We start from the raw sequence: 24,989 nt of genomic DNA on the forward strand, positions 1-24,989 counted from the left end.
CCGGCGACACTTCCGCCGCCGGGCGGTGCTCCCCCGTGGCACCTACCCTTCCACCGGGGGTCCGTCATCGGATCGGTAGAACTACTTATTCCGTGTACGTATGTCACGGCGAGATAACGATCGCCTGGTCAAGCCGCAGTCAGGAAGACACGACTGGCCTGTACGCGAGTGCGTACCTGCAATTTGTCGAAGATGTGCCCGAGGTGCACGCCGACGGTGCGCTCACTGATGAACAGCAGCTCACCGATCTCGCGGTTGGTCAGGCCCTCGGCCACCGCGGCCAGGACCTCCCGCTCCCGCCCGGTCAGCGTGGACAGCTCGTCGGCGGCCCGTTCCGGACCGGCCGGTGTCAGCGCCTGCACGTCCTCGCCGAGGGTGACCTTGAACCGCTGGGCCACCCCGATGATCTCGTTGGCGAACGGGCGGGCACCCATCGCCGTGGCCGCCGCGTACGCCTGCCGGAGCCCGGTGATCGCCGCCGGCCGCCGGATCCGGCGCTGCAGCGACACCTCGGCATGCCGCAGCCGGGAGTAGGCCGCCGGGTACGGCTGCTGACGCCGGTCCCAGGTGGCGGCCGCCCGCGCCCACGGTTCCGGATCCTGCCGGTCCTCGACCCGGCTCAGCTCCGCGGTGCACAGGTCGAGGTATCCGTCGACCACCGCACGGACCGCGGGCGGCGCGTCGCCCACGCCCTTGACCAGGCGTTCCATCACCGTCCGCAGGCGGCGGAGCGCACCGTGATCGTTCGGCTGGCCGGCCACGTACGCCTCGGCCTCGGCCCGCAAGCCGTGCCAGGCCAGCACCCCCATCAGCACCAGATCATCGGACCGGGTCTCGGTGAGGCCACGCTGCACCGCCGCGCGGGCCTCGGCGTGCTCGCCCTGCCACATGGCCAGGCCCGCCCGGAGCGTCAGCATCGGCAGCACGTGCCGGGCCCCGCCGCCGGCCAGCAGTGTCGCCACCGCGTCCAGGTCGCGGCGGGCATTGTCGACCTCGCCGAACCCGACCCACAGCTGCGAGCGGGCGAGCAGCAGCTCGACCGCGTCGGCACCGGACGGGTGGTTACGCATCGCGGTCTCCAGCACCGCGTACGCCTCGGCCCACTGACCGTTGCGGAACAGTCCCTTCGCGGCGATCGCCAGCAGCCGGGTCTGGTAGGTGCGGCCCACCCCGCGGGCGGCCAGCAGGTCGGCACCGCGGCGCGCCACCAGCACGCCCTCCTCGATGCTGTTGAGCGGGCCGGCCAGCAGTTCCGCCAGGTGCAGGTAGGCCACACCCAGGTCGTCCGGGTGGCCGGAGCGTTCGGCGATCTCCACGGCCTGCCGGATGACGGCCAGGCCGGCGTCCGGGTCCTCGCGGAACGCCGCGCTGAAGCCCAGCGCGGCACTCGCCCGCACCAGGTCGGTGGTGGCACCGTTCACCGCGGCCAGCTCGAGAGCCTCGCGGGCGTGCTGGTTGGCGTCGGCGTACCGGCCCAGATGCAGGAGAAGCTCGGCCAGGTACGCCGCGGCCGACGCCCGCCGGCGCGGAGTGCAGTCCGGCGCCTCCAGAGCACGCTGGTACTCCACCTCGGCGGTCGCCGACCGGCCGGCCGCGGCCAGGTAGCGGGCCCGGCGCAGATGCAGATCGGACTGACCGGGCGCGTCCGGACGACCGGCCAGCTCCTCGAGCCGGGCCAGCGCCAGCAGGTGCTCACCGCACTGGTGGGCCGACTCGGCGGCGTGCCCGAGCAACTCGGTGCGGCGGCGATCGGTGTCGGTCGACAGCTGCAGCGCGATGGTCCAGTAACGGTGGGCCTCGGCGAAGCCGTACATCCGCTCGGCGGCGCGGGCGGCGGCCACCACCGGCGGCAGCGCCCGGTCCGGCTCACCGGCCTGCTGCCAGTGGAAGGCCAGCCGCGCGTTGTCCGGCTCGCCGTCCAGCGACTCCAGGGTCTCCGCGTAACGGCGGTGCAGGGACGCCGCCTCGGCCGGCAGCACCTCCTGCTCCAGCACCTCGGCGACCAGGCGGTGACGCAGCTTGTAACCGTCCCGGTCGCTGGCCACGAAGCGGTGCGTGACGGCCGCCCGGACCGCCTCGATCAGCTGATCCTCCGGCAGCGGGACCACCCCGGCCAGCACGGCGTGCTCGATCGGCTCGACACCGGCGGCGATGGCGTGCACCACGGTGTGCGCGTTCGGCGGCAGCTCGTCCACCCGGGACAGGAAGATCTCGCGCAACGTGTCGGAGAGCTCGACCCGGCCGTCGCGCAGGTCACGGGAGAGCTCCTCGGCGACGAACGGATTGCCGCCGCTGCGCTTGTAGACCCGGTCGGCGTCCTCCAGGGCCACCGTGCCGCCGACGATCGCGGTCACCAGTTCCCGGGTCTGTTCCTGGTCGAGAGGTGCCAGGTCGACCACCCGTACCGACCGCAGGCGGCGCAGCTCGGCCAGCACCCGGCGCAGCGGGTGGGTGCCGTGCAGCGCCTCGGCCCGGATCGCGGCGAGCACCGACACCCGGACGTCGCCCAGGCCGGCAAGCAGATAGAGCAGCAGCTGCCGGGTGCTGCGGTCGGCCCATTGCAGATCGTCGAGCACCAGCAGGAGCTGCTGGTCGCCGGCGATCGTCCGCAGGTCGCGGGAGACCCGTTCGAGCAGCGCACCCGCGTCGTCGGCGGTGCCGGCCGGTCCGGAACCGTCGTGCCGGCGCAGCGCCTGCAGCACCGGGTGCAGCGGTGAGGCGTCGCCGATGTCCAGGCACGTGCCGAACAGTACGGAGAAGCCCGTCCCGCGCAAGGCGTCGGCGGCCTCCCGCAACAGCCGGCTCTTGCCGACGCCGCTCTCCCCGGTCACGAACACCGCAGCCGTTCCGCCGGGGCCGACGTTGCGCAGGTTTGACTGGATGTCGGCCAGCGTGCCGGTGCGCCCGACAAGCGGCCCGTCGTCCCCCTGTCTGGCCATGCCCGGCAGCCTAATCCGTATCCGCCTATCACTATGTCGTCGGTTCGGACTGTTCTGCGTCACAAAAACGACGGAATTCGATGCGCTCAGAGATACGTAGTTCTGCGGATCCGCGTCTTGGCCGGGGCTGGCACCGTACTCCCGGTCAACGCAGTGATCCTGGGGGAGCGAAGACATGACCACCATCACCAGCGCCGTTATGGAGCGGCGGCAGATCGTGACCGTGCTGTTCATCGACATAGTCGGCTTCACCTCACTGGTGGACCGGCTGGACTGCGCGGAGGTTCGGGCGCTGCAGCGCGACTACTTCTCGGCTGTCTCCACCGTGGTCCGCAGATGCGGCGGGATCGTCGAGAAGTACGTGGGCGACGCGGTGATGGCGGTGTTCGGTGCCGCGGAGAACGGGTTCGGCCCGGAGGCGGCCGCCTCCGCGGTACAGGCGGGCCTGTCGGTCCAGGAGGCGTTGAGGGGGCGACTCCTGGCCGGCAGGTTCCCCGTCCGGACCCGCGTGGGGCTGGCCACCGGCGAGGTGATCGTCGACCCGATGGCCGCGTTCGACGGCGGTTACGCGATGATCAGCGGCAGCGTGGTGAGCACGGCCGCCCGGCTGCAGGCGTACGCGCCGCACGACACCGTGGTGGTCTGTTCAGCGACCCGGGACGTGACCGACACGCTCATCGCCTACCAGGAGTTGCCGCCGGTGTCGGTTCCGGGCAAGTCGTACCCGCTGGACCTGTTCCGGGCCCTGCAACCGCAGACCGTGCCGTTGGCTAGTGTGGCGTAGCGCACTTCTTGGGGTGGATCATCCCTATTTTAGCCACGGACTGGTCTAGACCTGCCTCGCCTGAGGCAGAAGTGTCGTAGGCGCCGGGTAGGCTCGCGCCGTCCTAGACCACCATGCCCGACCGGGAGTGCCGCCTCGTGACCGCGCAACCAGAGACCTTGTACGGGGCTGACGACCTCACGCACCTCGAAGGGCTTGACGCTGTCCGAAAACGCCCGGGTATGTACATCGGGTCCACGGACAGCCGAGGGATCAACCACCTCGCCAACGAGATCATCGACAACTGCACCGACGAGGGCGTCGGCGGCCATGCCACCCGGATCGCCATCACGCTGCACAGCGACGGCTCCGTCCAGGTCGACGACGACGGCCGGGGCATCCCGACCGACGTGCACGCCAAGTCCGGCATCAGCGGTGTCGAACTCGTGCTGACCCGCCTGCACGCGGGCGGCAAGTTCGGCGGTTCCGGCTACAAGACCTCCGGCGGCCTGCACGGTGTCGGCGCCTCGGCGGTCAACGCCCTGTCCCTGCGCTTCGACGTCACCGTGAAGCGTGACGGCAAGGTGCACGAGATCTCGTTCCAGCGCGGCGTGCCCGGGGTCTTCGACGGCCCCGGCCCGGACGCGCCGTTCACCGCCCAGCCCGGCCTGCGGGTGGCACGGCGGATGAAGCGCGGCGAGCCGACCGGTACCTCGATCAGGTACTGGTACGACGCCCGCTACTTCGAGACCGGTGCCCGGCTCGACGTCGACGCCGTCCGTACCAAGCTGCGCAACACCGCGTTCCTGGTTCCCGGCGTGCAGTATTCGCTCTTCGACGCGACCGCCGAGGAGCCGGCCACCGAGTCGTTCCACTATCCCAACGGCCTCACCGACATGGTCGAGTTCCTCACCCCGGCCTCGGACAAGCCGGTCTCCGGCATCCTGATGGTCACCGGCGAGGGGACCTACAAGGAGAACGCCGCCGACGCCAACGGTGTCATGCAGTCCAACGTCGTCCGGACCGCACAGATCGAGGTCGCGTTCCGCTGGGGCACCGGCTACGAGCGGACCGTCGAATGCTTCAGCAACACCATCCGCAACGTGCACGGCGGCACCCACCGCAAGGGCTTCGAGCGAGCCCTGGTGCGCGCCCTGACCGAGGCCATCCGCAACGCCCGCGGACTGCTCAAGCCCAAGGAGGAGCCGCCCGTCCTGGACGACTTCCTGGAGGGCATGACCGCGGTCATCCACGTCCGCGTGCCGGAGCCCCAGTTCACTTCGCAGACCAAGGACGAGCTGTCCACGGCCGGTGTGGCGCGGGTGATGCAGGGCCTCGTCGAGACGTACCTGAAGGAGTGGATCGACGGCCGCCGCACCAAGACGGAGGCCCGCACCGTCCTGCAGAAGGTGGTGGACGCGGCCCGTGTCCGGCTCACCCAGAAACAGCAGAAGGACGCCGCCCGCCGCAAGACCGCCCTCGAGGGCGCGTCGATGCCGGCCAAGCTGGTCGACTGCCGTGCCATCGGCATCGACCGCTCCGAGCTGTTCATCGTCGAGGGTGACTCCGCGCTCGGCACCGCCCGGATGGCCCGTTCCTCGGAGTACCAGGCCCTCCTGCCGATCCGCGGCAAGATCCTGAACGTGCAGAAAGCGAGCCTGCAGCAGGTCCTCGACAACGCCGAGTGCTCGGCGATCGTCCAGGTCCTCGGCGCCGGCTCGGGCCGCACCTTCGACATCGGCTCGATGCGCTACGGCCGCGTCATGATCATGGCGGACGCCGACGTCGACGGCTCGCACATCCGGACCCTGCTGATCACGCTCTTCGCCAAGTACATGCGGCCCGTCATCGAGAACGGCCGGCTCTTCGCCGCGATGCCACCGCTGCACAAGGTGGTCACCAAGGGCCGCAACGCGGAGACCCTCTACACCTACACCCAGCAGGAGATGGAGAGCACCGTCTCCCGCATCGAGCGCTCCGGCCGGCAGGTGCAGAAACCGGTGCCCCGGTTCAAGGGCCTCGGTGAGATGGACGCCGACGAGTTGTGGGACACCACGATGAACCCGGCTGAACGGACCGTCCGGCGGATCACCATCGAGGACGCCGAAAAAGCCGAAGCCACCCTCGAACTGCTGATGGGTGAACGGGTCGAGCCCCGGAAGAACTGGTTGATCGAGGCCGCGGGCCGGATCGACCAAGAGACGATCGACGCCTGAGAGGGCCGCTACCAATGGCACGCCGTAAATCCGACAAGCGCGTCGACCTTTCCGCGTTCGACCAGGCCGGTGCCCGGGTCATCGACAACCCGCTCATCACCGAGGTCGAAGACTCCTACCTGGAGTACGCCTACTCCGTCATCCATTCGCGCGCCCTGCCCGACGCCCGCGACGGCCTCAAGCCGGTACACCGGCGGATCCTCTGGTCGATGTCCGAACAGGGACAACGACCCGACCGGCCGTACGTGAAGTCGGCCCGCGTCGTCGGCGACGTGATGGGTAAGTACCACCCGCACGGCGACGTGGCGATCTACGACGCCCTGGTCCGGCTCGCTCAGGACTTCTCGCTCAACACCCCGCTGATCGACGGGCACGGCAACTTCGGCTCGCCCGACGACGGCCCGGCCGCCGCGCGGTACACCGAGGCGCGCATGTCCCGCGAGGCGATGCTGCTCGTCGGCGAGCTCGGCGAGGGCACAGTCGACTTCAAGCCCACCTACGACGGCTCCGAGCAGGAGCCCAAGGTGCTGCCCGCGGCCTTCCCGAACCTGCTGGTCAACGGCACGTCCGGCATCGCCGTGGGCATGGCGACCAACATGATCCCGCACAATCTCGGCGAGGTCGTGGCCGCCGCCCGGCACCTGATCAAGAAACCGGGGGCGAGCCTCGACGAGATCATGCGCTTCGTTCCCGGCCCCGACCTGCCGACCGGTGGCCAGCTCCTCGGCCTCGACGAGGTGCGCCGGGCGTACGAGACCGGCCGCGGTGTCGTCCGTATCCGGGCCCGTGCCGAGACCGGCCTGCTCGAGGGCGGCCGCGGACGGCAGGCGATCACGGTGACCGAGCTGCCCTACGGCGTCGGCACCGAGAAGATCATCGAGGCGATCACCGACGAGGTGAAGGGCAAGGTGATCACCTCCGGCCCGCGGCGTGGCCAGCGCCAGGCCGCCCGCCTCACCGGCATCGCCGACGTCAAGGACCTCACCGACCGCGAGCACGGCACCCGCCTCGTCATCGAGTGCAAGATCGGCGTCAACCCGCAGGCGCTGCTCGCCGACCTCTACCGGCTCACCCCGCTGGAGAGCTCGTTCGGCATCAACAACCTGGTACTCGTCGACGGCCAGCCGCGCACCCTCGGGCTCAAGGCACTGCTCGAGGTGTTCGTCCAGCACCGCTACGACGTGGTCACGCGCCGGACGCTCTACCGCCGCACCAAGCGCGAGGACCGCCTGCACCTCGTCGACGGCCTGCTCATCGCCCTCATCGACATCGACCGGGTGGTCGCGCTGATCCGCGCCAGCGACGACGCGGCCGCTGCCAAGACCGGCCTGATGAGCGAGTTCGGGCTCTCCGACATCCAGGCCACCTACATCCTCGACACCCCGCTGCGGCGGCTCACCCGGTTCGACCGGATCGAGCTGGAAGCCGAACAGGACCGGCTGCGCAACGAGATCGCCGAGCTCAGCCGCATCCTCGACGACGAGACCGTACTCAAGAAGGTCGTCTCCGACGAACTCGCCGCCGTCGCCAAGGAATTCGGCACGGCCCGGCGGACCACCCTCATCGACGGTGACCTGAAAGAGGTTCTCGCGGCGTCGGTCCCGGCCGGTCCGCTCGAGGTCGCCGACGACCCCTGCCAGGTCATTCTCTCCGCCACCGGCCTGATCGCCCGGACCGCGGCCGAGAGCGAGGAGTCCACCGAGGCCCGCAGCCGCAGCGGCCGGGTCAAACACGACGCCGTCCGCGCGATCATCCACTCCACCGCCCGCGGCCGCATCCTGCTCGTCACCAACCGCGGCCGGGCGTTCAAGACCGACGTCCTCACCCTGCCGGTCCTGCCCGAGCAGTCCGGCACCGTCTCGCTGCGCGGCGGCATGTCCGCCTCCGAACTGGTGCCACTGCACAAGGGCGAGAAGGTCATCGGCATGGCGCCGCTCACCGCCGGCGAATCGCCCGGCATCGCGATGGGCACCAAGTTCGGCATCGTCAAGGTCTGCGCCCCGGAGTGGCCGGTCCGCTCCGACGAGTTCGAGGTGATCACCCTCAAGGAGGGCGACGAGGTCCTCGAGGCGACCTGGCTCACCGACGGCGCCGAATCGCTCGTGTTCATCACGTCCGACGCCAACCTGCTCCGCTTCCCGGCCCGGCTCGTACGGCCACAGGGCCTCAAGGGCGGTGGCATGGCCGGCATCAACCTGGCTCCCGACGCCGAGGTGATCTCCTTCAACGCGGTCGTCACCTCCGACACCGCACACGGCGAGCCGATGGTCGTCACCTCCACCGGCACGCAGGTCAAGATGTCACCGTTCGTTTCCTACCCGGCGAAGGGCAGAGCCACCGGCGGTGTCCGGGTCCAGCGCTTCCTCAGGGGAGAGACACGCCTCACCGTCGCCTGGGTCGGCCCACGCCCGGTCGGCGCCTCCACCACCGGTGAGCCGGTCGAACTCCCCGAACCCGACGCGCGCCGCGACGGGTCCGGCAACCCGGTCCTGATGGGCCCGCAGCTCATCGGCCACCTGATCGAACGGGACTGACGCCGTACGGAGGGGCGGGGATCGCATCGGGCGATCCCCGCCCCTCCGGCATTCCGTCACCGCTGCGATCGGCCCGGCCACCGGGGTTCTTTCTCAACCTTCGCCGGTACGGCCGGAGCCGCTCTCGGTTGCCGGTACGGCCGGAGCGCCGCTCTCAGCGAGCTAGGCGATTGCGGACCACGGCGCGACGCGCACCGCGCGAACCTCGCCGAACCGCCGCTCCTGATGCCCACTACCGCGTGGTGATCGGTAGCGCGTTTTCCGGTCGTGGGTCGCCACCGAGCGGGCGCCGGCGCTTTTGCGTGGTGAGCTGTGGTCCGTAGCTGGTCGTGGGTCGCCACCGACCGGGTGTCAGCGCTCCTGCGTGGTGATCTGTGGTCTGTATGTGGTCGTAGGTTGGCACGGGGTGCGTGTCGGCGTTTCTACGTGGTGATCTGCGGCGTGGGTAGGCCACGGAGTTGGTGTCAGCGCTTCTGCGTGGTGATCTGTGGCTCGGATCGGACGTAGGTCACACTCGGGTCTGGCCGGGTCACCAGATCGGGCGAATGCGGCCCGGAGTGGCCAGGTGGAGGAGCGCGGACCGTAGCGCGCCGGCCTCCGCCGGGCTGAGGGACGTTGCCAGCGGGCGGAGCACCCGTGCGGCGGCCTCGTCGGCGGCTCGGGTGCAGGCCTGACCTTTTTCGGTCAGGAGCAGGAGACGTGCGCGGGCGTCGGTGGGGTGGGGCCGGCGCATCACGTAGCCCTTGCGGATCAGTTCGTCGGCCATCTGACTGGCGGCCTGTTTGGTGATCTCGAGGTGTTCGGCGAGTTCGGTGACCGTCGCGCCGGTGCCGGAGAGCCGGACAAAAGCGAATCCGTGTGCAGGGCGGAGATCGGTGAAGCCGCTCGCGCGTACGCCGGAATCAATGCCGTCGACCAGCGCCCGCGCCGCGCTCAGCAGCAACACCGGGAGGTCCTGAAGATCGTCTCGCACAGAAGACAGTTTGACATGTCGGTCAAGTAGCTTGACTATATGGTCAAGCTACTTGACTACGTCAGGGGGAGACATGCCGATCTATCGACGTGCCGAGGCGGTCGCGCACCGGCTGCACGGAAGTGTGTTCCACGCCTACGCGTCACCGTCCACCGGAAGCCGGGAACTGTGCGCCTGGCGGATCGAGATCACCGGCGGCGTGACCGGTGTCCCGCACCGGGTGAGTCGCGACGAGGTGCTGATGATCTCGGCCGGTGAGCTCGCGGTAAGCATCGACGGTGTCGCCGGTCGCGTCGTGGCCGGGGACGTGCTGGTGGTGCCGGCCGGCACCGAGTTCCGGGCGGACAACGAAGGTCCGGCGACCGTCGAGGCCTGGGTGACCACCAGCGCCGGCTTCGAGGCGACCCTGCCGGACGGTTCCACCATCACCCCACCCTGGGTGAGCTGAACCCTCAGCCCGCGCCGGCCGCGGCGGACGTCCGCGCCGGGCGCAGTGGACGTCCGCGCCGGGCCGCAGTGGACGTCCGCGCCGGGACCGGGTCGAGCGTCCGGGCGGAACACCGGCCCGGCCGCGAAAGCGGTCGCGGGCTGATCAGCCGGCGAAATAGTGGCTGGACCAGCCGGCAGGCAGGGCCTCCCGCCGCCACATGGCGAGCAGGACGGCGCTCGCCGGGAAGAGCTGCCCCGGGAGACCGTCCAGCGGGTACCACTCCCAGCGGTCGAAGACGTGCGGTTCGAGTGCTGCCGGATCACCACCGGTGTGTTCGGCGGCCACGCCCGCGACGATGCCGCTCCCGGCCAGATCCACGGCGATACCGAAGACGCGTGAGCCGGTCACGATAAGGCCGGTCTCCTCCAAGGTTTCCCGTTCCGCGCCTTGCTCGAAGGATTCGGCCGCCTCCAGGTGGCCGCCCGGGAGGCACCAGGTCATCGATTCGCCCTGCTTGATCCGCCGACCGAGCAGAACGGCGTTGTCCGCACGGAGGACAAGCATGCCGACACCCACCACGGGCCGGTGGGAGGATGCGGCGGAGAGGCGGGACTCAGCGGACATCCCGGCATTGTGGATGATCCGCGCACACGACGGCGCGCCGGGACGCGGGGTCGCACCCCGGCCACCGCACCGCACTGCCGCGCCGCACCGCTCTGCCGCGCCGCATCGCCCGGCCGCCGGTAAGACGTGGCCGCATCGCCCGGCCGCCGGCAGGACGCGCCGGCGGCCGGAAGGCACTCTCAGCGGCCGGCCGCAGCCGGAACCAGCCCCTCAACAGCGTCGAACTCGTCGGCCGCAAGTGGCCCCCGGGCCTCCGCCGCGACACATTCCGCCAGCTCATCCCGGTTCTTGACGCCGAGAACGACGGTGGCCACGCCGGGAACGCTGAGGGCGTACCGGTGGGCCAGCGACGCCGGCGTCTCGCCGAGTGACGCAGCGAGGGCTCGGAACGGCGCCGCGCGGGCGAAGTCGACGGCCGCCGGGTGGTCGGCGGGTACGGAGCGGTCCAGCGCACCGGTGAGCGAGCCGGCGGCGACCACCCGGATGGCGGTGACGGCGACGCCGGCCGAGGCGGCGGCGCGGACCAGTCCGGGGTTGTCGGGCTGGACGCTGTCGCCGTGGATCCAGAGGTCACCGTTCTGGTCGAGGGCGTTGACGACGATCTGGGCGGTGTCGGGGCGCGGAGTGTCCGCGAAGGCGCTGAGGATCGGTTCGGGGTCGCCGACGGCGGTGATGCCCCAGCCGCGGATGAGACCTTCCTTCTCGAGTTCGAGGAAGGTGGGGACGATCTCGTCGCGGTAGCCGGCCGGGTCCACGGTTCCGGGCAGCGCGGCACCGGTGCGGCGGAACTGGGTGTGCAGCAGGAGCACGTCGAGGTGGTCGCGTTCCAGGCGGGTGAGGCTGTCGTGGAGGCTGCGGCGGATGCGGGCGGCGAAGTCGCGGCCGTCGTCGTCGGGCAGCTGTACCTTGCTGGTGATCATGACATCGGTCCGGATGCCCCGGAGCGCGTCGGCGGCCGCGTGCTCGGACTCGAATCCGGTGCCGTAACTGGGCGCCAGGTCGAGCATGGTGATGCCGGCGTCGAGTGCGTCGTGGACGGTGGCGACCGCTTCCGCGCGGTCTGTCGTACCCCACACGCCGCCGATTCCTCCACCACCGAGAGTCAGCGAGCTGATGTTTCCGAGACGGCCGAACTCGCGTGTTTCCATGGTGTCCTCCCCGTTGATCCGGTCGATCCGGTCTCGACGGTAGAACCTGGAGCGCGCTCCAGATCAACAGCTGATCCGTCACGTGAACAGTCCGTGCTTCCCCGCGCTTCAACAGGGAAGGGGAGCAGTGGACGTCGTGGCGCAGTGGGTGACTACCGGGCGAGTACCGGCGGGACACCCCTGCACCTGGCGGTGGGCCCGGCCGATCCGGAGCTGTTCTTCGGCGAGCCCACCCGGCACATCGACGAGCGGAATTTCCTGCGGCAGGCCTTACTTGCTGGGCTCCGGCACATCGCAGGTGATCTTCGGGTTGACGCCCATCCAGTTCAGCGGTCCGGCCACGGTCGTGACGATGACCGTGCCGGCCTCCGCGCAGCTGGCGTCCTCGCTGTCGGAGAAGTAACCACGCTCGTATGCGGCGATGACGCCGAGCACGAGCCAGATGACGATGATGACGGCACCGATACGCATGAGAGCCTCCAAGCCGGGGATGAGCGGCTCATACCCCGGCGGAGGCGATCATTAAACGGGCTTGCGCGCCTGCAGGGTGTACGTGTGCGGCAGCCGCTCCGGTTTCTCGGTGAGCTGCCACTCCTTGTTGTCGATTTTGCGCATCTTGCCGGGCATGGCCTCCCACGGCACGCTCTGGTGCTCCTCGAGCCCGGTGAGCACGAGCCCGGCCTCGAGGACCGCGGTGACGATCTCGCCGAGTCCGTGGTTCCACTCGTGGGTGACCGTGTGCTGGAACTCGTGGTCGGACTCCACATAGGTGCCCGGCTCGTCCCAGATCTGCGGTTCCTTCTGCTCGAAGTACGGCTCGGTGATCGACAGCAACCCGTCGGTGCGGTCGTAGTCGAGCGACCACAGCACCGGGTGTCCCTCACGGATGAACAGCCGGCCGCCGGGGGCGAGCAGGGAGGCCACGGTCTGCCCCCAGCGCTTGATGTCGGGAAGCCAGCCGATCGCACCGATCCCGGTGAAGACCAGGTCGAAATCGCCGTCGAGGACTTCGCGGGCCGAGTAGACGTCACTCTGCACGAAGTCGATCTCCGCGGAGGCGGAGGCGGCGATGGAGCGGGCCTGTGCCAGGGACTCCCCGGAGAAGTCGAGGCCGGTCATCCGGGCGCCGAGCCGGGACAGCGAGATCGTGTCGGTGCCGATGTGGCACTGGAGATGCACGCCTCGCAGCCCGGACACGTCGCCGAGCCGGGGTAGATCGAACCGGACCACGTCGCTGATGTACGCCGGATCCTCGGCGAACTTCTCGACCCGGTAGCCGGGCGACGCCGCATGCGGCGCCGCCCGCTCGTCCCAGTTGGCCCGGTTGATCTCTAGGTAGTCGGTCATGGAGCGGAGGTTATGCGATCCCGGAACCACAGCGCACTGCGTTTAGGCGTACGCCGCTGGGTCTCGTAATCGACGTGCACCAGGCCGAACCGCTTCGCGTAGCCCTCGGCCCACTCGAAGTTGTCCATCAGTGACCAGGCAAAGTAGCCGCGTACGTCGGCGCCCTGGGCACGGGCCGCCGCAACCGCGTCGACGTGGGCCGCCAGGTACGCGGTCCGCTCGGTGTCCTCCACGAAACCGTCCGCGTCCGGGTGGTCCGGGTAGACCGCCCCGTTCTCGGTGACCACGAGCGGATACCCGTAGTCCCGGTGCAGGCGCAGCAGCAGCGTGGTGAACCGGTCGGGCGTGATCGGCCAGCCCAGGTCGGTCTGCGGCACGTCCGGTTTGATCTCGCGCACCACGGGCCGTCCGGCCGCGTCGACGGTGTTGCCGTCGAGGTCACGCCCGGCGAAGTCCTGCCCGAAGTAGAAGTTCACTCCGAGCGTGTCGATCTGGTTCCGGGAGATGATCTCCATGTCGCCGTCGCGGACCGGCAGCTCGAGCCCTCGGGCCGCCAGGTCCTCGAGCACGTCCGCCGGGTATCGGCCGTACTTCAGCGGATCGAGGAAGATCCGTGCCACGTTGCCGTCGGCCCGCCACGCCGCCGCCACGTCCAGTGGATCGTCCGAGGCCGGCGTAGCTGTACCGATGTTCAGCGGGATGCAGATGTTGTTCTCAGGGCTCTTCAGGAACGAAGTGATCAGCCCATGCCCGAGCAGCAGGTGGTGCGCCGCCGCGGTGGCAGCCGCCACGTCGCGCTTGCCCGGCGCGAACACCCCGTGCTCGTAACCGAGATAGGCCACGCACCAGGGTTCGTTGACGGTTCCCCAGTTCCGGACCCGGTCCCCCAAGGAGGAGAACACCATCTCGGAGTACTCGGCGAGCCGGTACGCCGTGTCCCGGTTGGCCCAGCCGCCGGCGTCCTCGAGCTCCTGCGGCATGTCCCAGTGGTAGAGCGTCAGCCACGGCTCGATCCCGTTGGCCAGCAACTCGTCCACGAGGCGGTCGTAGAAGTCGAGACCCTTGACGTTGGCCGGGCCGCGACCGTTCGGCTGCACCCGGGTCCAGGAGACGGAGAACCGGTAGGCGTTCACTCCCAGGCTCTTGATCAGCTGTACGTCGGACGGCATCCGGTGGTAGTGGTCGCAGGCCACGTCCCCGGTCTCGCCGACCACGTCGCGGGCGAAGGTGTCCCAGATCGACGCGGTCCGCCCGTCCTCGGCGGCCGCGCCCTCGATCTGGTAGGCCGAGGTGGCGACCCCCCAGGTGAAGTCCATCAGCCCACCGGTTCCTCGGTCGGGTGCAGCCAGCACGCCACCGAGCGGGTCTTGCCGTCCTCGGTCTCCGGGCGGCCGAGCACCGGGATGTGCCCGGCGCACGGGTCGAACGCCTTCGGGCATCGCGGATGGAACGAGCATCCGCTCGGCATCCCCTTCAGGTCGGGCGGCGAGCCCGGGATACCGGTCAGCTCACGGCGCGGTCCGCGCAGGGCCGGGAAGGAACCCAGCAGACCTTTGCTGTACGGGTGAAGCGCGTCCCGGTAGATCGCGGCGGCCGGTGCCTCCTCCACGATCCGGCCGCCGTACATGATGGCGATCCGGTTCGAGAACTCCACGAGCAGCGACAGGTCGTGGGTGATGAAGATGACCGAGAAGCCGAGCCGTTCGCGCAGCTCGATGAGCTGGCCCAGGATCTGCCGCTGCATGACCACGTCGAGTGCCGTGGTCGGCTCGTCCATGATCACGACCTGGGGCTGCAGGATCAGCGCCATCCCGATCATGACGCGCTGGCGCATGCCGCCGGAGAGCTGGTGCGGGTAGGCGTCCATCCGGTCCGGCGCGATGCCGACCAGCTTGAGCATCTCCCGCGCGCGGGCCAGCCGGCTGGTCTCGCTCATTTTCGGCTCGTGCGCCTGGAGCACGTCGGTGAGCTGGGTGGAGATCTTGTGCACCGGGTTGAGCGAGTTCATCGCTCCCTGGAACACGATCGCCGTCTCGGCCCACCGGAACTTGCGCAGACGCTCGTCGGAGAGCGCGAGCACGTCGTACGGGTCGCCCTCGGCGGGGTGGTAGATGACCTGACCGCCGGTGATCACGCCGGGCGGCGCGAGCAGCCGGGTCATCCCGTAGGCGAGGGTCGACTTGCCGGAGCCGCTCTCCCCGGCCAGGCCCAGGACCTCGCCCCGGTGCAGGGTCAGGTTGACGTCCCGGACCGCGCGGACGCCCTGGTCGCCGAGGCCGTACCCGACGTTCAGGTTCTTGATCTCGAGAACCGGCTCGCTCATCAGGCTGGTTCCTTTCGTACGACCGGGGTGGCGCCGTGGTGGTCGACGACCGGGATCGGGCGGGCGTGGGTGTGCGGCCGGGGCGAGTTGCTGAGCACCGGGGTGAAGCCGATGCGCATGCGGACCGTACGGCCGGAATTGGTCTTGATCTTGGTCTTGCCCGCACTGCGCAGCCGGGGGCTGACGAACTCGTCGATCGCGAAGTTGATCAGCGAGAGCGCGGTGCCCAGGATCGCGATGGCCAGGCCGGCCGGGACGAACCACCACCACGCCGAGCGGGCGAGTGCCTGCTGACCCTGCGCCCAGAACAGGATGGTGCCCCAGTTCCAGGTGTTGCTCGAGGTGATCCCGATGAAGGCCAGGGTGATCTCGGAGAGCACCGCAAAGATGACCGTGCCGACGAAACCGGACGCGATCACCGCGGTCAGGTTGGGCAGCAGCTCGAAGATGATGATCCGCCAGCTGCGCTCGCCGGTGGCCCGGGCCGCCTCGACGTAGTCGCGCCGGCGCAGCGAGAGGGTCTGTGCACGCAGCACCCGGGCGTTCCAGGACCACGACGTGAAGCCGATGACCAGGGCGACCACCCACTCGCCGGCGTTCTCCATGATCGACGTGACGATGATGATCAGCGGCAGCGCCGGGATCACCAGGAAGACGTTGGACAGGGCGGACAGGCCCTCGTCGGTCTTGCCGCCGACGTAGCCCGCGGTGACCCCGATGATCACCGACAGGATCGTCGCCACGATGCCGGCCAGGAAGCCCACGAAGATCACGCTGCGGGTGCCGACCAGCAGCTGGCTGTAGACGTCCTGGCCCAGGTGGGTGGTGCCCATCCAGTGCTCGCCGGACGGACCCTGCATCAGGTCGTCGCCGCGGGCGCCCGGGTCGAACGGCGCGATCCACGGGCCGATGATCGCCAGCAGGATGTAGATGCCGAGGATCACCAGGCCGGTCGCGGCCTTGCGGTTGCTCAGGAACAGGAACCGCTGGCGTTTCGTCCTGGCCGGCTTGCCGGCCTCCGGCTGGGCCATCGAACCCTGGCCGGGGATGACCTGCTCGATGCTCGAAGTAGGAATCGTCACCGGTCAGCCCTCCGTGAGCCCCGGCCGGACCCGGCCTCGCTGTTTCGGTGGATGAGAGCAGTCACCGGTCAGCCCTCCTTGCGGGTACGCGGGTCGAGGAACAGGTACACGATGTCCGCGAGAAGGTTCGCCACCAGCACCGAGATGGTGATGATCAGGAAGATGCCCTGCATCAGCGGGTAGTCGTTGGCGCCGAGCGCCTGGAAGAGCTGGAAACCGATGCCCGGGTACGAGAAGACGATCTCCACGAGGAACGTGCCGCCGACGATGAAACCGAGCGACAGGGCGAACCCGGACACGTTCGGCAGCAGTGCGTTGCGGGCCGCGTAGCTGAGCGCCACCCGGCGTTCGGGCAGGCCCTTGGCGTGCGCCACGGTGATGTAGTCCTCGCTGGACACGGTCACCATCATGTTGCGCATGCTCAGGATCCAGCCGCTGACCGAGGAGATCAGGATGGTCAGCGCCGGCAGCAGGCTGTGCTGGATGGCGCTCGGGATGAAGTACATGTCCCAGGCCGGAACCAGGCCGACCTCGGCGCCGCCACCCGACGGGAAGAAGCTGTCCGGGCCGGTGAGCAGGTAGATCGCGATGATGCCGAGCCAGAAGTACGGCACCGAGGAGAAGAACGTCGTCACCGGCAGCAGGCCGTCGGTCCACGAGCCGCGCCGCCAGCCGGCCAGCACGCCCAGCGCGGTACCGATCCCGAAGCTGAGCACCGTGGTGACGCCGACCAGCATCAGCGTCCACAGGATGCTGTCGGAGAGCACCTCGGAGACCGGGGTCGGGAAGAACGCGAAGGACAGGCCGAGGTCGCCGGCGAACAGCTGCTTCCAGTAATCGATGTACTCGGACCAGACGTTGCCGTCCTTGTCGATGCCGAACAGCACGTAGAGCGATTCGATCGCCTGCGTGCTGAGCTGGCCCTGGTACTTGGTGATCAGGGCCTGCACCGGGTCACCCGGGATGAGCCGGGGGATGAAGAAGTTGAGGGTGATCGCCGCCCATGCGGTGAACAGGTAGAACGCGACACGCTGCAGGAAGAACTTCATGACGCCACCGCCGACCCGGGCCGCTGGGCGGCGACCGTCGCCTCGTCGTAGAGCCAGCAGGCGGCCCAGTGCCCCGGCCTGTCACCGATCTCCAGCCGGACCGGCAGGTCGGTGGAGCAGCGAGGCATCGCCATCGGGCAGCGCGGGTGGAAGCGGCAGCCGGACGGCGGGCGGATCAGGCTCGGCGGCTCGCCGTTGCCCCGGTCCTCCTCCAGCGGGTCGACGTCGACGATCAGCCGGTCCGGGTCCGGCGCGGAGTCGATCAGAAGCCTGGTGTACGGGTGCGCCGGCGACTGCGTGACCGTCTCGCTGTCGCCGCCCTCGACCATCCGTCCGGCGTACATCACCAGGGTCTGATCGGCGAAGTAGCGGGCCGAGGCGATGTCGTGGGTGATGTAGAGGATCGCTAGGTCGAGGCGTTCCTTGAGGTCGCGGAGCAGGTTCAGGATGCCCAGCCGGATCGAGACGTCGAGCATCGACACCGGCTCGTCGGCGAGCAGTGCCTCCGGCTCGGCGCCCAGGGCGCGGGCGATCGCGACGCGCTGGCGCTGACCGCCGGAGAGCTCGTGCGGGAACTTGTCGAGATACCGCTCGGGCGGGGTCAGGTGCACCCGGTTCAGCAGCCCGTGCAGGGCGTTCTCGAGGTCCTCGGGGGTTCTGCCGGCGTGCCCGTGGATCTTCAGCGACCGGGTCAGGTGGTACCGGATGGTGTGGACCGGGTTCAGCGACGCGAACGGGTCCTGGAAGATCATTTGGACCTTGGCGCAGTACCGGCGGAAGGCCGAGCCGGACTTGACCCGGGTCGACTGCCCGTGCAGCCGGATGTCGCCGGCGGTGCGGGGGTAGAGCTGGGCGAGCAGCCGGGCCACCGTGGACTTGCCGGAGCCGGACTCACCGACCAGGGCGGTCACCTGACCGCGGCGCAACGTGAGATTCACGTCGTCGACGGCATGCACGGCGTCGTGCTTCCTACTGAACAGATCACGCAGTTTCCGGCGGACGGGGAAGTGCTTGGTCAGGCCGATGGCCTCAAGCACCACCTCACCGGCCGGCGTCTCAGCGTCGGGTATCGACGTCATGCCGGGGTTCCTTCGTGCAGGCGTGGGTTACCGGAGCGGGCTCCCCGCCCGGTGGTGAACCGGGCGGGGAGCCTCTGTCAGAACGGTCAGGCGGCGGGCTTGAGGGCCAGGACGACCATCAGCGCACCGGCCTGGGTGGGCTGTCCGGGCGCGAACGAGTCCGCGTCGGACGGCCAGCCGACCCACTTCTTGGTGCTGTAGGCGGCACCGACGTTGTCCGAGCCGATGGGCAGCATCGGGGCCTGCTCCACGAAGATCTTCTGGAGCGTGGCGAGCGCGGTCTTGCGGGCCGCGTCGTCGGTGGCGTTCGAGTAGGCCTTCAGCGCGGCGGTCGCCTCCGGGCTCTCGAAGCGGCCGAAGTTACCCTGCTGGGCGGCGGTGCCGATCGGCTTCAACAGGTCGCCGTCCATGACGGTCTGGTAGATGTCGAACGGCGTCGAGCCACCGTTGGTCCACCGCATGGTGGCCTCGAAGTCGCCCTTCTGCACGTTGGTGTCCCAGACGTTCTGGTTCGGCTTCTCCACGGTGGCGGCGATGCCGATCTTGCTCAGGTTGTCCTTGATGATCTCAAGGGTGGTCTGGTAGTCGGACCACGGCGCCGGGTCGCTCAGCTTGATGGTGACCGGCTTGCCGGTCTTGTCCTTCAGGACGTTGCCATCCAGCGTGTAGCCGGCGCCGGTCAGCAGAGTCTTGGCGCCCTCGACGTCGACCGAGAAGGTCTTGCCCTTGTACTCGTCGGCGATGTAGGCGTCACCCGCGCCCTCCGGCAGACCGGTGACGCTCTTGATCTCCGGGTGGAAGTAGCCGGCCTCGGCCTGCGTGAAGATGTCCGTGCGGTTGATGACCATGTTCATGGCCTGGCGCAGCTTCGGGTCGTCGAACGGCTTCTTGGTGGTGTTGATGTAGAGGCCGTGGATGCCCAGCACGCCCGGGGCCCAGATCTTGTGGTTCGCCGGGTCCTTGGCGACGAAGGTCTGCTGGTAGTCCGGGATGAAGACGAAGCTCCAGTCGGACTGCCCGCTGGCCAGCGCGGTGAGCTGGGTGTCGTTGCCGGAGTAGGAGGTGTACCGCAGCTCCTTGACCTTCGGCAGTTCCTGCCAGTAACCGCTCTCACGAGCCTCAAGGATGATGCCGGTCTGGGCCCACGTCTTGAGAACGTACGGGCCACTGCCGACCGGGCTCTTCACGGTGTCGGTGGCCGGGTCCGCGACCGTCGACCAGAGGTGCTTCGGCACGATGGGGGTCTGGCCGATGACCTTGTGGTGCGTGGTGAACTGGGAGGACTTGAAGGTCATCTTGACCTTGTTGCCCTCCGCGGTGATCTGGTCGTACGGGATGGCGTAGGAGTTGAGCGCGCCGTCCTTGCTGTCCCGGATCAGGGTGTGCGTGAAGACGACGTCCTCGGCGGTCAGCGGCTTGCCGTCGGACCAGGTGGCACCGTCACGGATGACCAGGTCGACGGTCTTCCAGTCGGCCGACCACTTGATCTCGCTGGCGAGCCACGGCTTGAGCGGCTGGTCCGGCTTGGTGTTGTTCCACTGGCCGAGGGGCTCGTAGATCATCCAGCGGTAACCGAGGTTGGTCGCCGACGAGGACCCGATGAACGGGTTGTTGTTCTCGGTCTGGGTGCTGTTCGGCATGCCGATGGACAGGAAGCCGGCGGCCTTCCCGTTCGCCGCGTTGTTCTTGTTCGCGGCGTTGGGCGACTCGCTGCACGCGGCCAGACCGCCGCTGGCGAGCACGCCCGCCAGGGCCACCGCGAAAATCTTTCTACGCTGCATCGAGATTTCTCCTCGGATGTTCAATGCGGGGTGAGAGGGGTGAAACGAGGGTGCGAGGGTGTTCGCCGGACAGGTGGCATCGCGTGACCGGCCGATGGCCGGCCCCGGGCGCCACCGATTGCCGGCCGTCGGTGCGGCCGGTCGATGGATATGGGGATTAACGGATCAGAAGACGGTGGACTCGCGGACCGTGAAGGTCGCCGGGATGATCGTCGGGCGGTTCGGCAGCGGGGTGCCCTCGAAATGGGCGAGCAGCGTGCGTGCCGCCGCCTCACCCATCTCGCGCATGGGCTGGTGGACCGTGGACAACGGCGGCTGCGTGTGCTCCGCCATCGGGATGTCGTCGAAGCCGACGACCGAGACGTCCTCCGGGATCCGCCGGCCGGCCTCCAGGAGCGCCTGCATGGCGCCGGCGGCGGAGATGTCGTTGTGGCAGAAGACGGCGTCGAACTCGATACCGGCCGTGATCGCGTGCTGGATCGCCTCGGCGCCGCGCTCGAAGGTGAAGTCGCCGAGCATGATCCGGTCCTCGTCGACCGGGTGGCCCGCCTCGGCATAGGCCGCGGCGAAACCGTCCCGGCGCTGCTGGGTGCAGCCGAACCGGGACGGGCCGGTGATCATGAGCGGCCGGTGACGGCCGACCTCCAGCAGGTGCCGGGCCGCGGCGCCCGCGCCGGTGTGGTTCGTCGTCCCGACGCTGGGAATCTGCCCGGACATCTGGTCGCGGTCGTCGATCAGCACCATCGGCAGGCCGCGGGAGTGCAGGTTGACGATGTAGTCGAGGGTGCCCTCCGGCTCGATCACCAGCAGCCCGTCGAAGGACTTGGCCGCCACCTGCGCGGCGAACTGGCGCATCGAGTCCTCACCGCGGTTGCAGGTGTAGAGCAGGAGGCCGTACTCCTCGGCTTCCAGGACGTCGACCGCACCCTGCACCACCTCGCCCATCCAGGGCCAGGTCAGTGAGGGGACGAGCATGGCCACCACGCGGGTGCGCCCGCGCGCCAGGTTGACCGCCCGGGCGCTGGGGACGTAGCCGAGTTCGTCGATCACCGCGCGGACCCGCGCCGCGGTCGACTCGTCCAGCTCACCCTTGCCGTTGAGAACCCGGGAGACCGTGGTCTTGCTGACCTTGGCCCGGGCCGCGACGTCGGCGATGGTGATCGGCACGCTCGCTCCCTTGTTGTTGCTCCGGGGTTGCCCGGGGGTTTCGGAACCGGTTTCGGTACCGGTTTCGGCAGTCAACAACAGTGAGGGCTGTCACGTCAACGTGCCGAGCGACCTAATTCGATTTCAAGACGGTAACCACGCTGCGGAATGGGTGGATTCCGGGTGGGTTACGCACCCGGAATCAACACGCCCACATGGGGCAGAACCACACTGAGCGGGGCGTCGATCACCAGGTCGGCATAGGGCTCGCCACGGGTGACACCCCGGTTCACGATCGCGACCCGGATCCCGTCCCGGACCGCTCGCAGCACGAACCGGCGACCCGACATGACGGTCAGCGAGGAACCCAGAACCAGCAGCGTGCGGGCACCCGCGACCAGGGCGAACGCCCGTGACACCCGGTCGGCCGGCACGGTCTCGCCGAAATAGACCACGTCCGGCTTCAGCATCCCGCCGCAGCCGGCGCAGTCCACCACCGTGAACCCGTCCACCTCGGCGTCGTCCAGCTCCACGTCACCGTCCGGGTTGATCGAGGCCGCCACCGCACCGAACCCCGGGTTGGCCGCGGTCAGCCGCTCCTCCAGCTCGTCACGGCTCGAGCGCTCGCCGCAAGCCAGGCAGACCACCCGGGCCAGGTTGCCGTGCAGTTCGATCACGTCCCGGGCGCCGGCCGCCTGGTGCAGCCCGTCCACGTTCTGGGTGATCATCCCGGACAGCAGGCCCTGCTGCTGAAGCCGGGCCACCGCCCGGTGCCCGTCGTTGGGCCGGGCGTCGCCGATCGTCCGCCACCCGAGGTGACTGCGCGCCCAGTAGCGCCGGCGGGCAACCGGATCGCCGGTGAAGGTCTGATAGGTCATCGGAGAACCGCGGCGGGCCGAGCCGGACGGGCCCCGGTAATCCGGGATGCCCGAGTCGGTGGAGAGGCCGGCACCGCTGAGAACCACCACGTCGCCCTCGGTGACCCACGCGTCCAGCCGGGCCACCTGCTCCACCATCTCAAGGTCCATACCGTCCATCGTCCCTCTGCCGGGTGACCGTGCGGCAACCTCTAACGGGTGGCCACGGACAGTTCGGCCGGTGCGGGCCCCGGACCGTACGAGTAGGTTGACAGTCGTGATCACGGTCGCGCAGCCGGCAGCCCGTCCCTGGGACGGACAGCGGATTCTGCGTTTCCTGACCGGGCTGGCGATGCTCGCCCTGGCGGTCACCCTGCGGCTACCCGCACCTGCGGTTCCGGTCACCGCGGCGGCCCCCGTGGCGCCGGCGCCGATCGCCGCCACCGCCGGGATCACGGCTCCCGACCCGGACGTCTACGAAGCCGAGCGGATCGAGCGGGTGCCGGTCGCCGAGCCGGCAGTGGCACCCGCCACGGTGACGTTCACCACCCGTATCCCGAGCGGCGAAACGCCCGGAACGCCCGGCTCCCGCGCACCCCCGGCCCACTGACGGTCCACCCGTCCCCGCCGGCCGAAGTTCCGTCAACCTTGGGGTGCTCCATGGAATCCATCCTGCAGACCTTCATCAGCGCGGTGCCGCAAGCCACCGCCGTCTGGCTAGCCATCCTGCTCGCCCTGGCCGTCGCGGTCGCCGCCGCGTCGCTGCCCCGAGGCATCACACTGCCCGAACCGGTCGACGAGGAGAACCGCTTCGCCGACCGTCTCGACACCGCCGCCGCGGAGGCGGCCGGGACCGCGGCCCGGCGCCGCGCCGAGTGGCTGGCCGCCCAGCAGGCCGTCGACGAGTCCTGGGCGGCGTACGAACAGGCCTCCGACGACGCCCGCCGGATCGGCGCAGCCACCGCGTTCCCGCTGATGAGCCGCCGCCGCAAGCTGGGCGAGAACGTCGACCGGCAGCGCTACCTGCACCGGGCCGCCACCGAACTGTGCCGCACCCAGGACCTGTCCATCGCCCAGCTCAACGACGTCTTCGCGCACCGGGGCTGGAATCCCCGGCTGCACCCGGTCCAGCAGGAGGCGGAACTGCTGAACGCGGTCCGGGCGCACCGGTTCGAGGCGTACCAGCGGGCGGTCGAGGCCGAGCGCGCCGCCTGGCGCGGTGCCGAGGCGGCCGCCGAGACACTGCGTGGCCTGCGCGCCGAAGCGGCCGCGGCCCGGCTGCACGGCCCCGCCGAGGAGAGCACCGAGCGGCAGGTCTTCGCTGAACACTGGACACCGGCGGAACTTCCCGCCGCAGCCTGATGTCCACCCCGGATCCGCCGACCGTTCTCAGCGGACCGTGACAACCGCCGGGTAACGTGGCCGGGCGGGCGGTACGGATTCGGCAAGGAGGCGAAGGTGACGATAACTCCCGCGGGTGGATCCTCGCCCGTGGCCCGGGTACACCGGGCTGCCCTGATCGAGGATGCCGTCCACGAGATCGTCGAGCGCCGGTTGCGCGCCCGTGGCTGGAAGCCGTACATCACGGCGTACACCGGTTACGGCGCCCCCGGCTGGGCCCGCGTGATGGCCCGGGTGCTGCTGGCCCGGCCCGGCATGGTCCGCAAGCGGCGGGAGAAGGTCCGCGGCTGGCGAAGCTTCACCACCACCCCGGTGAGCAGCGCCCTGGTGCGTGTCGAGCTCGGCGGCACGGTCACCGAGGCCCGCACCGACCGCAGCGGCTACCTCGACGTCCTGGTCAAGGGCGACCTCGCCCCAGGCTGGGGCTGCGCGAAACTCTCCACCGAGGGCACCGTCCCGGTGGACGCCCCGATCCGGGTCATCGACCCGTCGGTGAAACTCGGTGTCGTGTCCGACATCGACGACACCGTGATGGTGACGACACTTCCCCGGCCGCTGCTCGCCGCGTGGAACACGTTCGTCCTCGACGAGCACGCCCGCGCCGCCGTGCCCGGCATGGCGGTGCTCTACGAGCGGCTCGTGCACGCCAACCCCGGCACGCCCGTGATCTACCTCTCCACCGGCGCGTGGAACGTCGCGCCGGCCCTGACCCGGTTCCTGACCCGGCACCTCTACCCGGCCGGGCCGATCCTGCTCACCGACTGGGGACCCACGCCGGACCGCTGGTTCCGCAGCGGGCAGGAACACAAGCGCAAGTCGCTGCGCCGGCTCGCCGAGGAGTTCCCGGACGTGCGCTGGCTGCTCATCGGTGACGACGGGCAGCACGACCAGGAGATCTACTCCGAGTTCGCCCGCGAGCACCCAGAGAACGTGGCGGCTGTCGCGATCCGCCGGCTGTCCCCGGCCCAGGCCGTGCTGGCCGGCGCCATCCCCGGCCCGTCGGAGACCGCCGAGGTCGTGCCGTCCGGTGGCAAGACCTGGTTCTCGGCCCCCGACGGCGCCGGTCTCTGGTCGCTCCTGCGCGACACCGACTTGATTCCCAAGAAGCCGGAAAGCTAGGGTTTGTCCGCCTCGGGCCTGGTGCCCGTCTCGGCCACCCGGGCGTGCAGACGACTCCGGATCTCGTCCGGCGTGTACGCCCGCCGCCTGCGTTCCGCCCGCGCGAGCACCGCCCCCGTCGCCGCGACTCCCGCCAGCCCCGCCAGTCCCGCTATCTTCCACCAACGCATCAGCCGAG

22 protein-coding genes are annotated in these 24,989 nt (G+C 69.6%); 7 read left to right on the top strand and 15 right to left on the bottom strand.

Features of this window, described 5'->3' with window-relative positions; all coding sequences use genetic code 11:
- Positions 1-128: 128 nt before the first annotated feature.
- Positions 129-2,939 (bottom strand): AAA family ATPase, encoded by a 2,811-nt coding sequence (locus AB0G04_RS19700; RefSeq protein WP_360984222.1) that lies wholly within the window; start codon positions 2,937-2,939, stop codon positions 129-131.
- Between the two features lie 175 nt (positions 2,940-3,114).
- On the opposite strand from AB0G04_RS19700, the gene AB0G04_RS19705 reads away from it, so the two are divergent.
- From AB0G04_RS19705 to AB0G04_RS19715, 3 genes are all read left to right on the top strand, one after another.
- Positions 3,115-3,723 carry an adenylate/guanylate cyclase domain-containing protein gene (locus AB0G04_RS19705; RefSeq protein WP_360984225.1) on the top strand — a complete coding sequence of 203 codons (609 nt, stop codon included), beginning with the start codon at positions 3,115-3,117 and terminating at the stop codon, positions 3,721-3,723.
- Positions 3,724-3,836: 113 nt separating this feature from the next.
- Positions 3,837-5,918 (top strand): DNA topoisomerase IV subunit B, encoded by a 2,082-nt coding sequence (locus AB0G04_RS19710; RefSeq protein WP_360984228.1) that lies wholly within the window; start codon positions 3,837-3,839, stop codon positions 5,916-5,918.
- Positions 5,919-5,932: 14 nt separating this feature from the next.
- Positions 5,933-8,452 carry a DNA topoisomerase IV subunit A gene (locus AB0G04_RS19715; RefSeq protein WP_360984230.1) on the top strand — a complete coding sequence of 840 codons (2,520 nt, stop codon included), beginning with the start codon at positions 5,933-5,935 and terminating at the stop codon, positions 8,450-8,452.
- Between the two features lie 529 nt (positions 8,453-8,981).
- Here AB0G04_RS19715 and AB0G04_RS19720 read toward each other — a convergent pair.
- Positions 8,982-9,425 carry a MarR family transcriptional regulator gene (locus AB0G04_RS19720; RefSeq protein WP_360984233.1) on the bottom strand — a complete coding sequence of 148 codons (444 nt, stop codon included), beginning with the start codon at positions 9,423-9,425 and terminating at the stop codon, positions 8,982-8,984.
- A 73-nt stretch (positions 9,426-9,498) separates the two neighbouring features.
- On the opposite strand from AB0G04_RS19720, the gene AB0G04_RS19725 reads away from it, so the two are divergent.
- Positions 9,499-9,873 (top strand): cupin domain-containing protein, encoded by a 375-nt coding sequence (locus tag AB0G04_RS19725; protein WP_360984236.1) that lies wholly within the window; start codon positions 9,499-9,501, stop codon positions 9,871-9,873.
- A gap of 144 nt (positions 9,874-10,017) precedes the next feature.
- On the opposite strand, the gene AB0G04_RS19730 is transcribed toward AB0G04_RS19725, so the two are convergent.
- The 12 genes from AB0G04_RS19730 to AB0G04_RS19785 all read right to left on the bottom strand — a co-directional run bounded on the left by AB0G04_RS19730 (position 10,018) and on the right by AB0G04_RS19785 (position 22,462).
- Positions 10,018-10,479, bottom strand: a complete 462-nt coding sequence (locus AB0G04_RS19730; protein ID WP_360984239.1) for an NUDIX domain-containing protein — start codon at positions 10,477-10,479, stop codon at positions 10,018-10,020.
- Positions 10,480-10,658: 179 nt separating this feature from the next.
- Positions 10,659-11,627, bottom strand: a complete 969-nt coding sequence (locus tag AB0G04_RS19735; protein WP_360984242.1) for an aldo/keto reductase — start codon at positions 11,625-11,627, stop codon at positions 10,659-10,661.
- A 270-nt stretch (positions 11,628-11,897) separates the two neighbouring features.
- The gene (locus AB0G04_RS19740; protein WP_360340451.1) at positions 11,898-12,098 is read right to left on the bottom strand and encodes a hypothetical protein; all 201 of its coding nucleotides are present in this window, start codon (positions 12,096-12,098) and stop codon (positions 11,898-11,900) included.
- Positions 12,099-12,149: 51 nt separating this feature from the next.
- Complete coding sequence (locus tag AB0G04_RS19745) at positions 12,150-12,974, bottom strand: class I SAM-dependent methyltransferase (protein WP_360984245.1); 825 nt, start codon at positions 12,972-12,974, stop codon at positions 12,150-12,152.
- The gene (locus tag AB0G04_RS19750) at positions 12,971-14,290 is read right to left on the bottom strand and encodes a GH1 family beta-glucosidase (protein WP_360984248.1); all 1,320 of its coding nucleotides are present in this window, start codon (positions 14,288-14,290) and stop codon (positions 12,971-12,973) included. The genes AB0G04_RS19745 and AB0G04_RS19750 overlap by 4 nt, the downstream gene beginning before the upstream one ends.
- A complete protein-coding gene (locus AB0G04_RS19755; RefSeq protein ID WP_360984251.1) occupies positions 14,290-15,297 on the bottom strand; it encodes an ABC transporter ATP-binding protein in 1,008 nt (335 codons plus the stop codon). The genes AB0G04_RS19750 and AB0G04_RS19755 overlap by 1 nt, the downstream gene beginning before the upstream one ends.
- Positions 15,297-16,379: an ABC transporter permease gene (locus tag AB0G04_RS19760; RefSeq protein WP_360984254.1), complete on the bottom strand. Its 1,083-nt coding sequence runs from the start codon at positions 16,377-16,379 to the stop codon at positions 15,297-15,299. Before AB0G04_RS19760 ends, AB0G04_RS19755 begins: the two co-directional genes overlap by 1 nt.
- Before the next feature lie 68 nt (positions 16,380-16,447).
- The gene (locus AB0G04_RS19765; protein ID WP_360984257.1) at positions 16,448-17,428 is read right to left on the bottom strand and encodes an ABC transporter permease; all 981 of its coding nucleotides are present in this window, start codon (positions 17,426-17,428) and stop codon (positions 16,448-16,450) included.
- The gene (locus AB0G04_RS19770) at positions 17,425-18,507 is read right to left on the bottom strand and encodes an ABC transporter ATP-binding protein (RefSeq protein WP_360984260.1); all 1,083 of its coding nucleotides are present in this window, start codon (positions 18,505-18,507) and stop codon (positions 17,425-17,427) included. Before AB0G04_RS19770 ends, AB0G04_RS19765 begins: the two co-directional genes overlap by 4 nt.
- Positions 18,508-18,593: 86 nt before the next feature.
- Positions 18,594-20,288, bottom strand: a complete 1,695-nt coding sequence (locus AB0G04_RS19775) for an ABC transporter substrate-binding protein (protein WP_360984263.1) — start codon at positions 20,286-20,288, stop codon at positions 18,594-18,596.
- A 165-nt stretch (positions 20,289-20,453) separates the two neighbouring features.
- Complete coding sequence (locus AB0G04_RS19780) at positions 20,454-21,455, bottom strand: LacI family DNA-binding transcriptional regulator (protein ID WP_360984266.1); 1,002 nt, start codon at positions 21,453-21,455, stop codon at positions 20,454-20,456.
- Positions 21,456-21,622: 167 nt separating this feature from the next.
- On the bottom strand, positions 21,623-22,462 hold the full coding sequence (locus AB0G04_RS19785) for an NAD-dependent protein deacetylase (RefSeq protein WP_360984269.1): 840 nt from the start codon (positions 22,460-22,462) through the stop codon (positions 21,623-21,625).
- Between the two features lie 106 nt (positions 22,463-22,568).
- Between AB0G04_RS19785 and AB0G04_RS19790 the strand changes: the two genes are divergently transcribed.
- From AB0G04_RS19790 to AB0G04_RS19800, 3 genes are all read left to right on the top strand, one after another.
- Positions 22,569-22,901 (top strand): hypothetical protein, encoded by a 333-nt coding sequence (locus tag AB0G04_RS19790; RefSeq protein WP_360984272.1) that lies wholly within the window; start codon positions 22,569-22,571, stop codon positions 22,899-22,901.
- Positions 22,902-22,951: 50 nt separating this feature from the next.
- Positions 22,952-23,653 carry a hypothetical protein gene (locus AB0G04_RS19795; protein ID WP_360984275.1) on the top strand — a complete coding sequence of 234 codons (702 nt, stop codon included), beginning with the start codon at positions 22,952-22,954 and terminating at the stop codon, positions 23,651-23,653.
- Between the two features lie 102 nt (positions 23,654-23,755).
- The gene (locus AB0G04_RS19800) at positions 23,756-24,811 is read left to right on the top strand and encodes a phosphatase domain-containing protein (protein WP_360984653.1); all 1,056 of its coding nucleotides are present in this window, start codon (positions 23,756-23,758) and stop codon (positions 24,809-24,811) included.
- Here AB0G04_RS19800 and AB0G04_RS19805 read toward each other — a convergent pair.
- Positions 24,808-24,981 (bottom strand): hypothetical protein, encoded by a 174-nt coding sequence (locus AB0G04_RS19805; protein ID WP_360984278.1) that lies wholly within the window; start codon positions 24,979-24,981, stop codon positions 24,808-24,810. The two genes, AB0G04_RS19800 and AB0G04_RS19805, sit on opposite strands and share 4 nt — an antisense overlap.
- Positions 24,982-24,989 lie beyond the last annotated feature (8 nt).

Source organism: Actinoplanes sp. NPDC023801 (genome assembly GCF_040639655.1).
GTDB lineage: Bacteria > Actinomycetota > Actinomycetes > Mycobacteriales > Micromonosporaceae > Actinoplanes.

Bases quoted from the DNA above. Each gene is read 5' to 3' on its own strand.
- AB0G04_RS19745 (WP_360984245.1), bottom strand. From the start codon at position 12,974: ATGACCGACTACCTAGAGATCAACCGGGCCAACTGGGACGAGCGGGCG.
- AB0G04_RS19775 (WP_360984263.1), bottom strand. From the start codon at position 20,288: ATGCAGCGTAGAAAGATTTTCGCGGTGGCCCTGGCGGGCGTGCTCGCC.
- AB0G04_RS19725 (WP_360984236.1), top strand. From the start codon at position 9,499: ATGCCGATCTATCGACGTGCCGAGGCGGTCGCGCACCGGCTGCACGGA.
- AB0G04_RS19770 (WP_360984260.1), bottom strand. From the start codon at position 18,507: ATGACGTCGATACCCGACGCTGAGACGCCGGCCGGTGAGGTGGTGCTT.
- AB0G04_RS19730 (WP_360984239.1), bottom strand. From the start codon at position 10,479: ATGTCCGCTGAGTCCCGCCTCTCCGCCGCATCCTCCCACCGGCCCGTG.
- AB0G04_RS19750 (WP_360984248.1), bottom strand. From the start codon at position 14,290: ATGGACTTCACCTGGGGGGTCGCCACCTCGGCCTACCAGATCGAGGGC.
- AB0G04_RS19710 (WP_360984228.1), top strand. From the start codon at position 3,837: ATGCCCGACCGGGAGTGCCGCCTCGTGACCGCGCAACCAGAGACCTTG.
- AB0G04_RS19785 (WP_360984269.1), bottom strand. From the start codon at position 22,462: ATGGACCTTGAGATGGTGGAGCAGGTGGCCCGGCTGGACGCGTGGGTC.
- AB0G04_RS19765 (WP_360984257.1), bottom strand. From the start codon at position 17,428: ATGAAGTTCTTCCTGCAGCGTGTCGCGTTCTACCTGTTCACCGCATGG.
- AB0G04_RS19795 (WP_360984275.1), top strand. From the start codon at position 22,952: ATGGAATCCATCCTGCAGACCTTCATCAGCGCGGTGCCGCAAGCCACC.
- AB0G04_RS19705 (WP_360984225.1), top strand. From the start codon at position 3,115: ATGACCACCATCACCAGCGCCGTTATGGAGCGGCGGCAGATCGTGACC.
- AB0G04_RS19755 (WP_360984251.1), bottom strand. From the start codon at position 15,297: ATGAGCGAGCCGGTTCTCGAGATCAAGAACCTGAACGTCGGGTACGGC.
- AB0G04_RS19805 (WP_360984278.1), bottom strand. From the start codon at position 24,981: ATGCGTTGGTGGAAGATAGCGGGACTGGCGGGGCTGGCGGGAGTCGCG.
- AB0G04_RS19735 (WP_360984242.1), bottom strand. From the start codon at position 11,627: ATGGAAACACGCGAGTTCGGCCGTCTCGGAAACATCAGCTCGCTGACT.
- AB0G04_RS19740 (WP_360340451.1), bottom strand. From the start codon at position 12,098: ATGCGTATCGGTGCCGTCATCATCGTCATCTGGCTCGTGCTCGGCGTC.
- AB0G04_RS19715 (WP_360984230.1), top strand. From the start codon at position 5,933: ATGGCACGCCGTAAATCCGACAAGCGCGTCGACCTTTCCGCGTTCGAC.
- AB0G04_RS19700 (WP_360984222.1), bottom strand. From the start codon at position 2,939: ATGGCCAGACAGGGGGACGACGGGCCGCTTGTCGGGCGCACCGGCACG.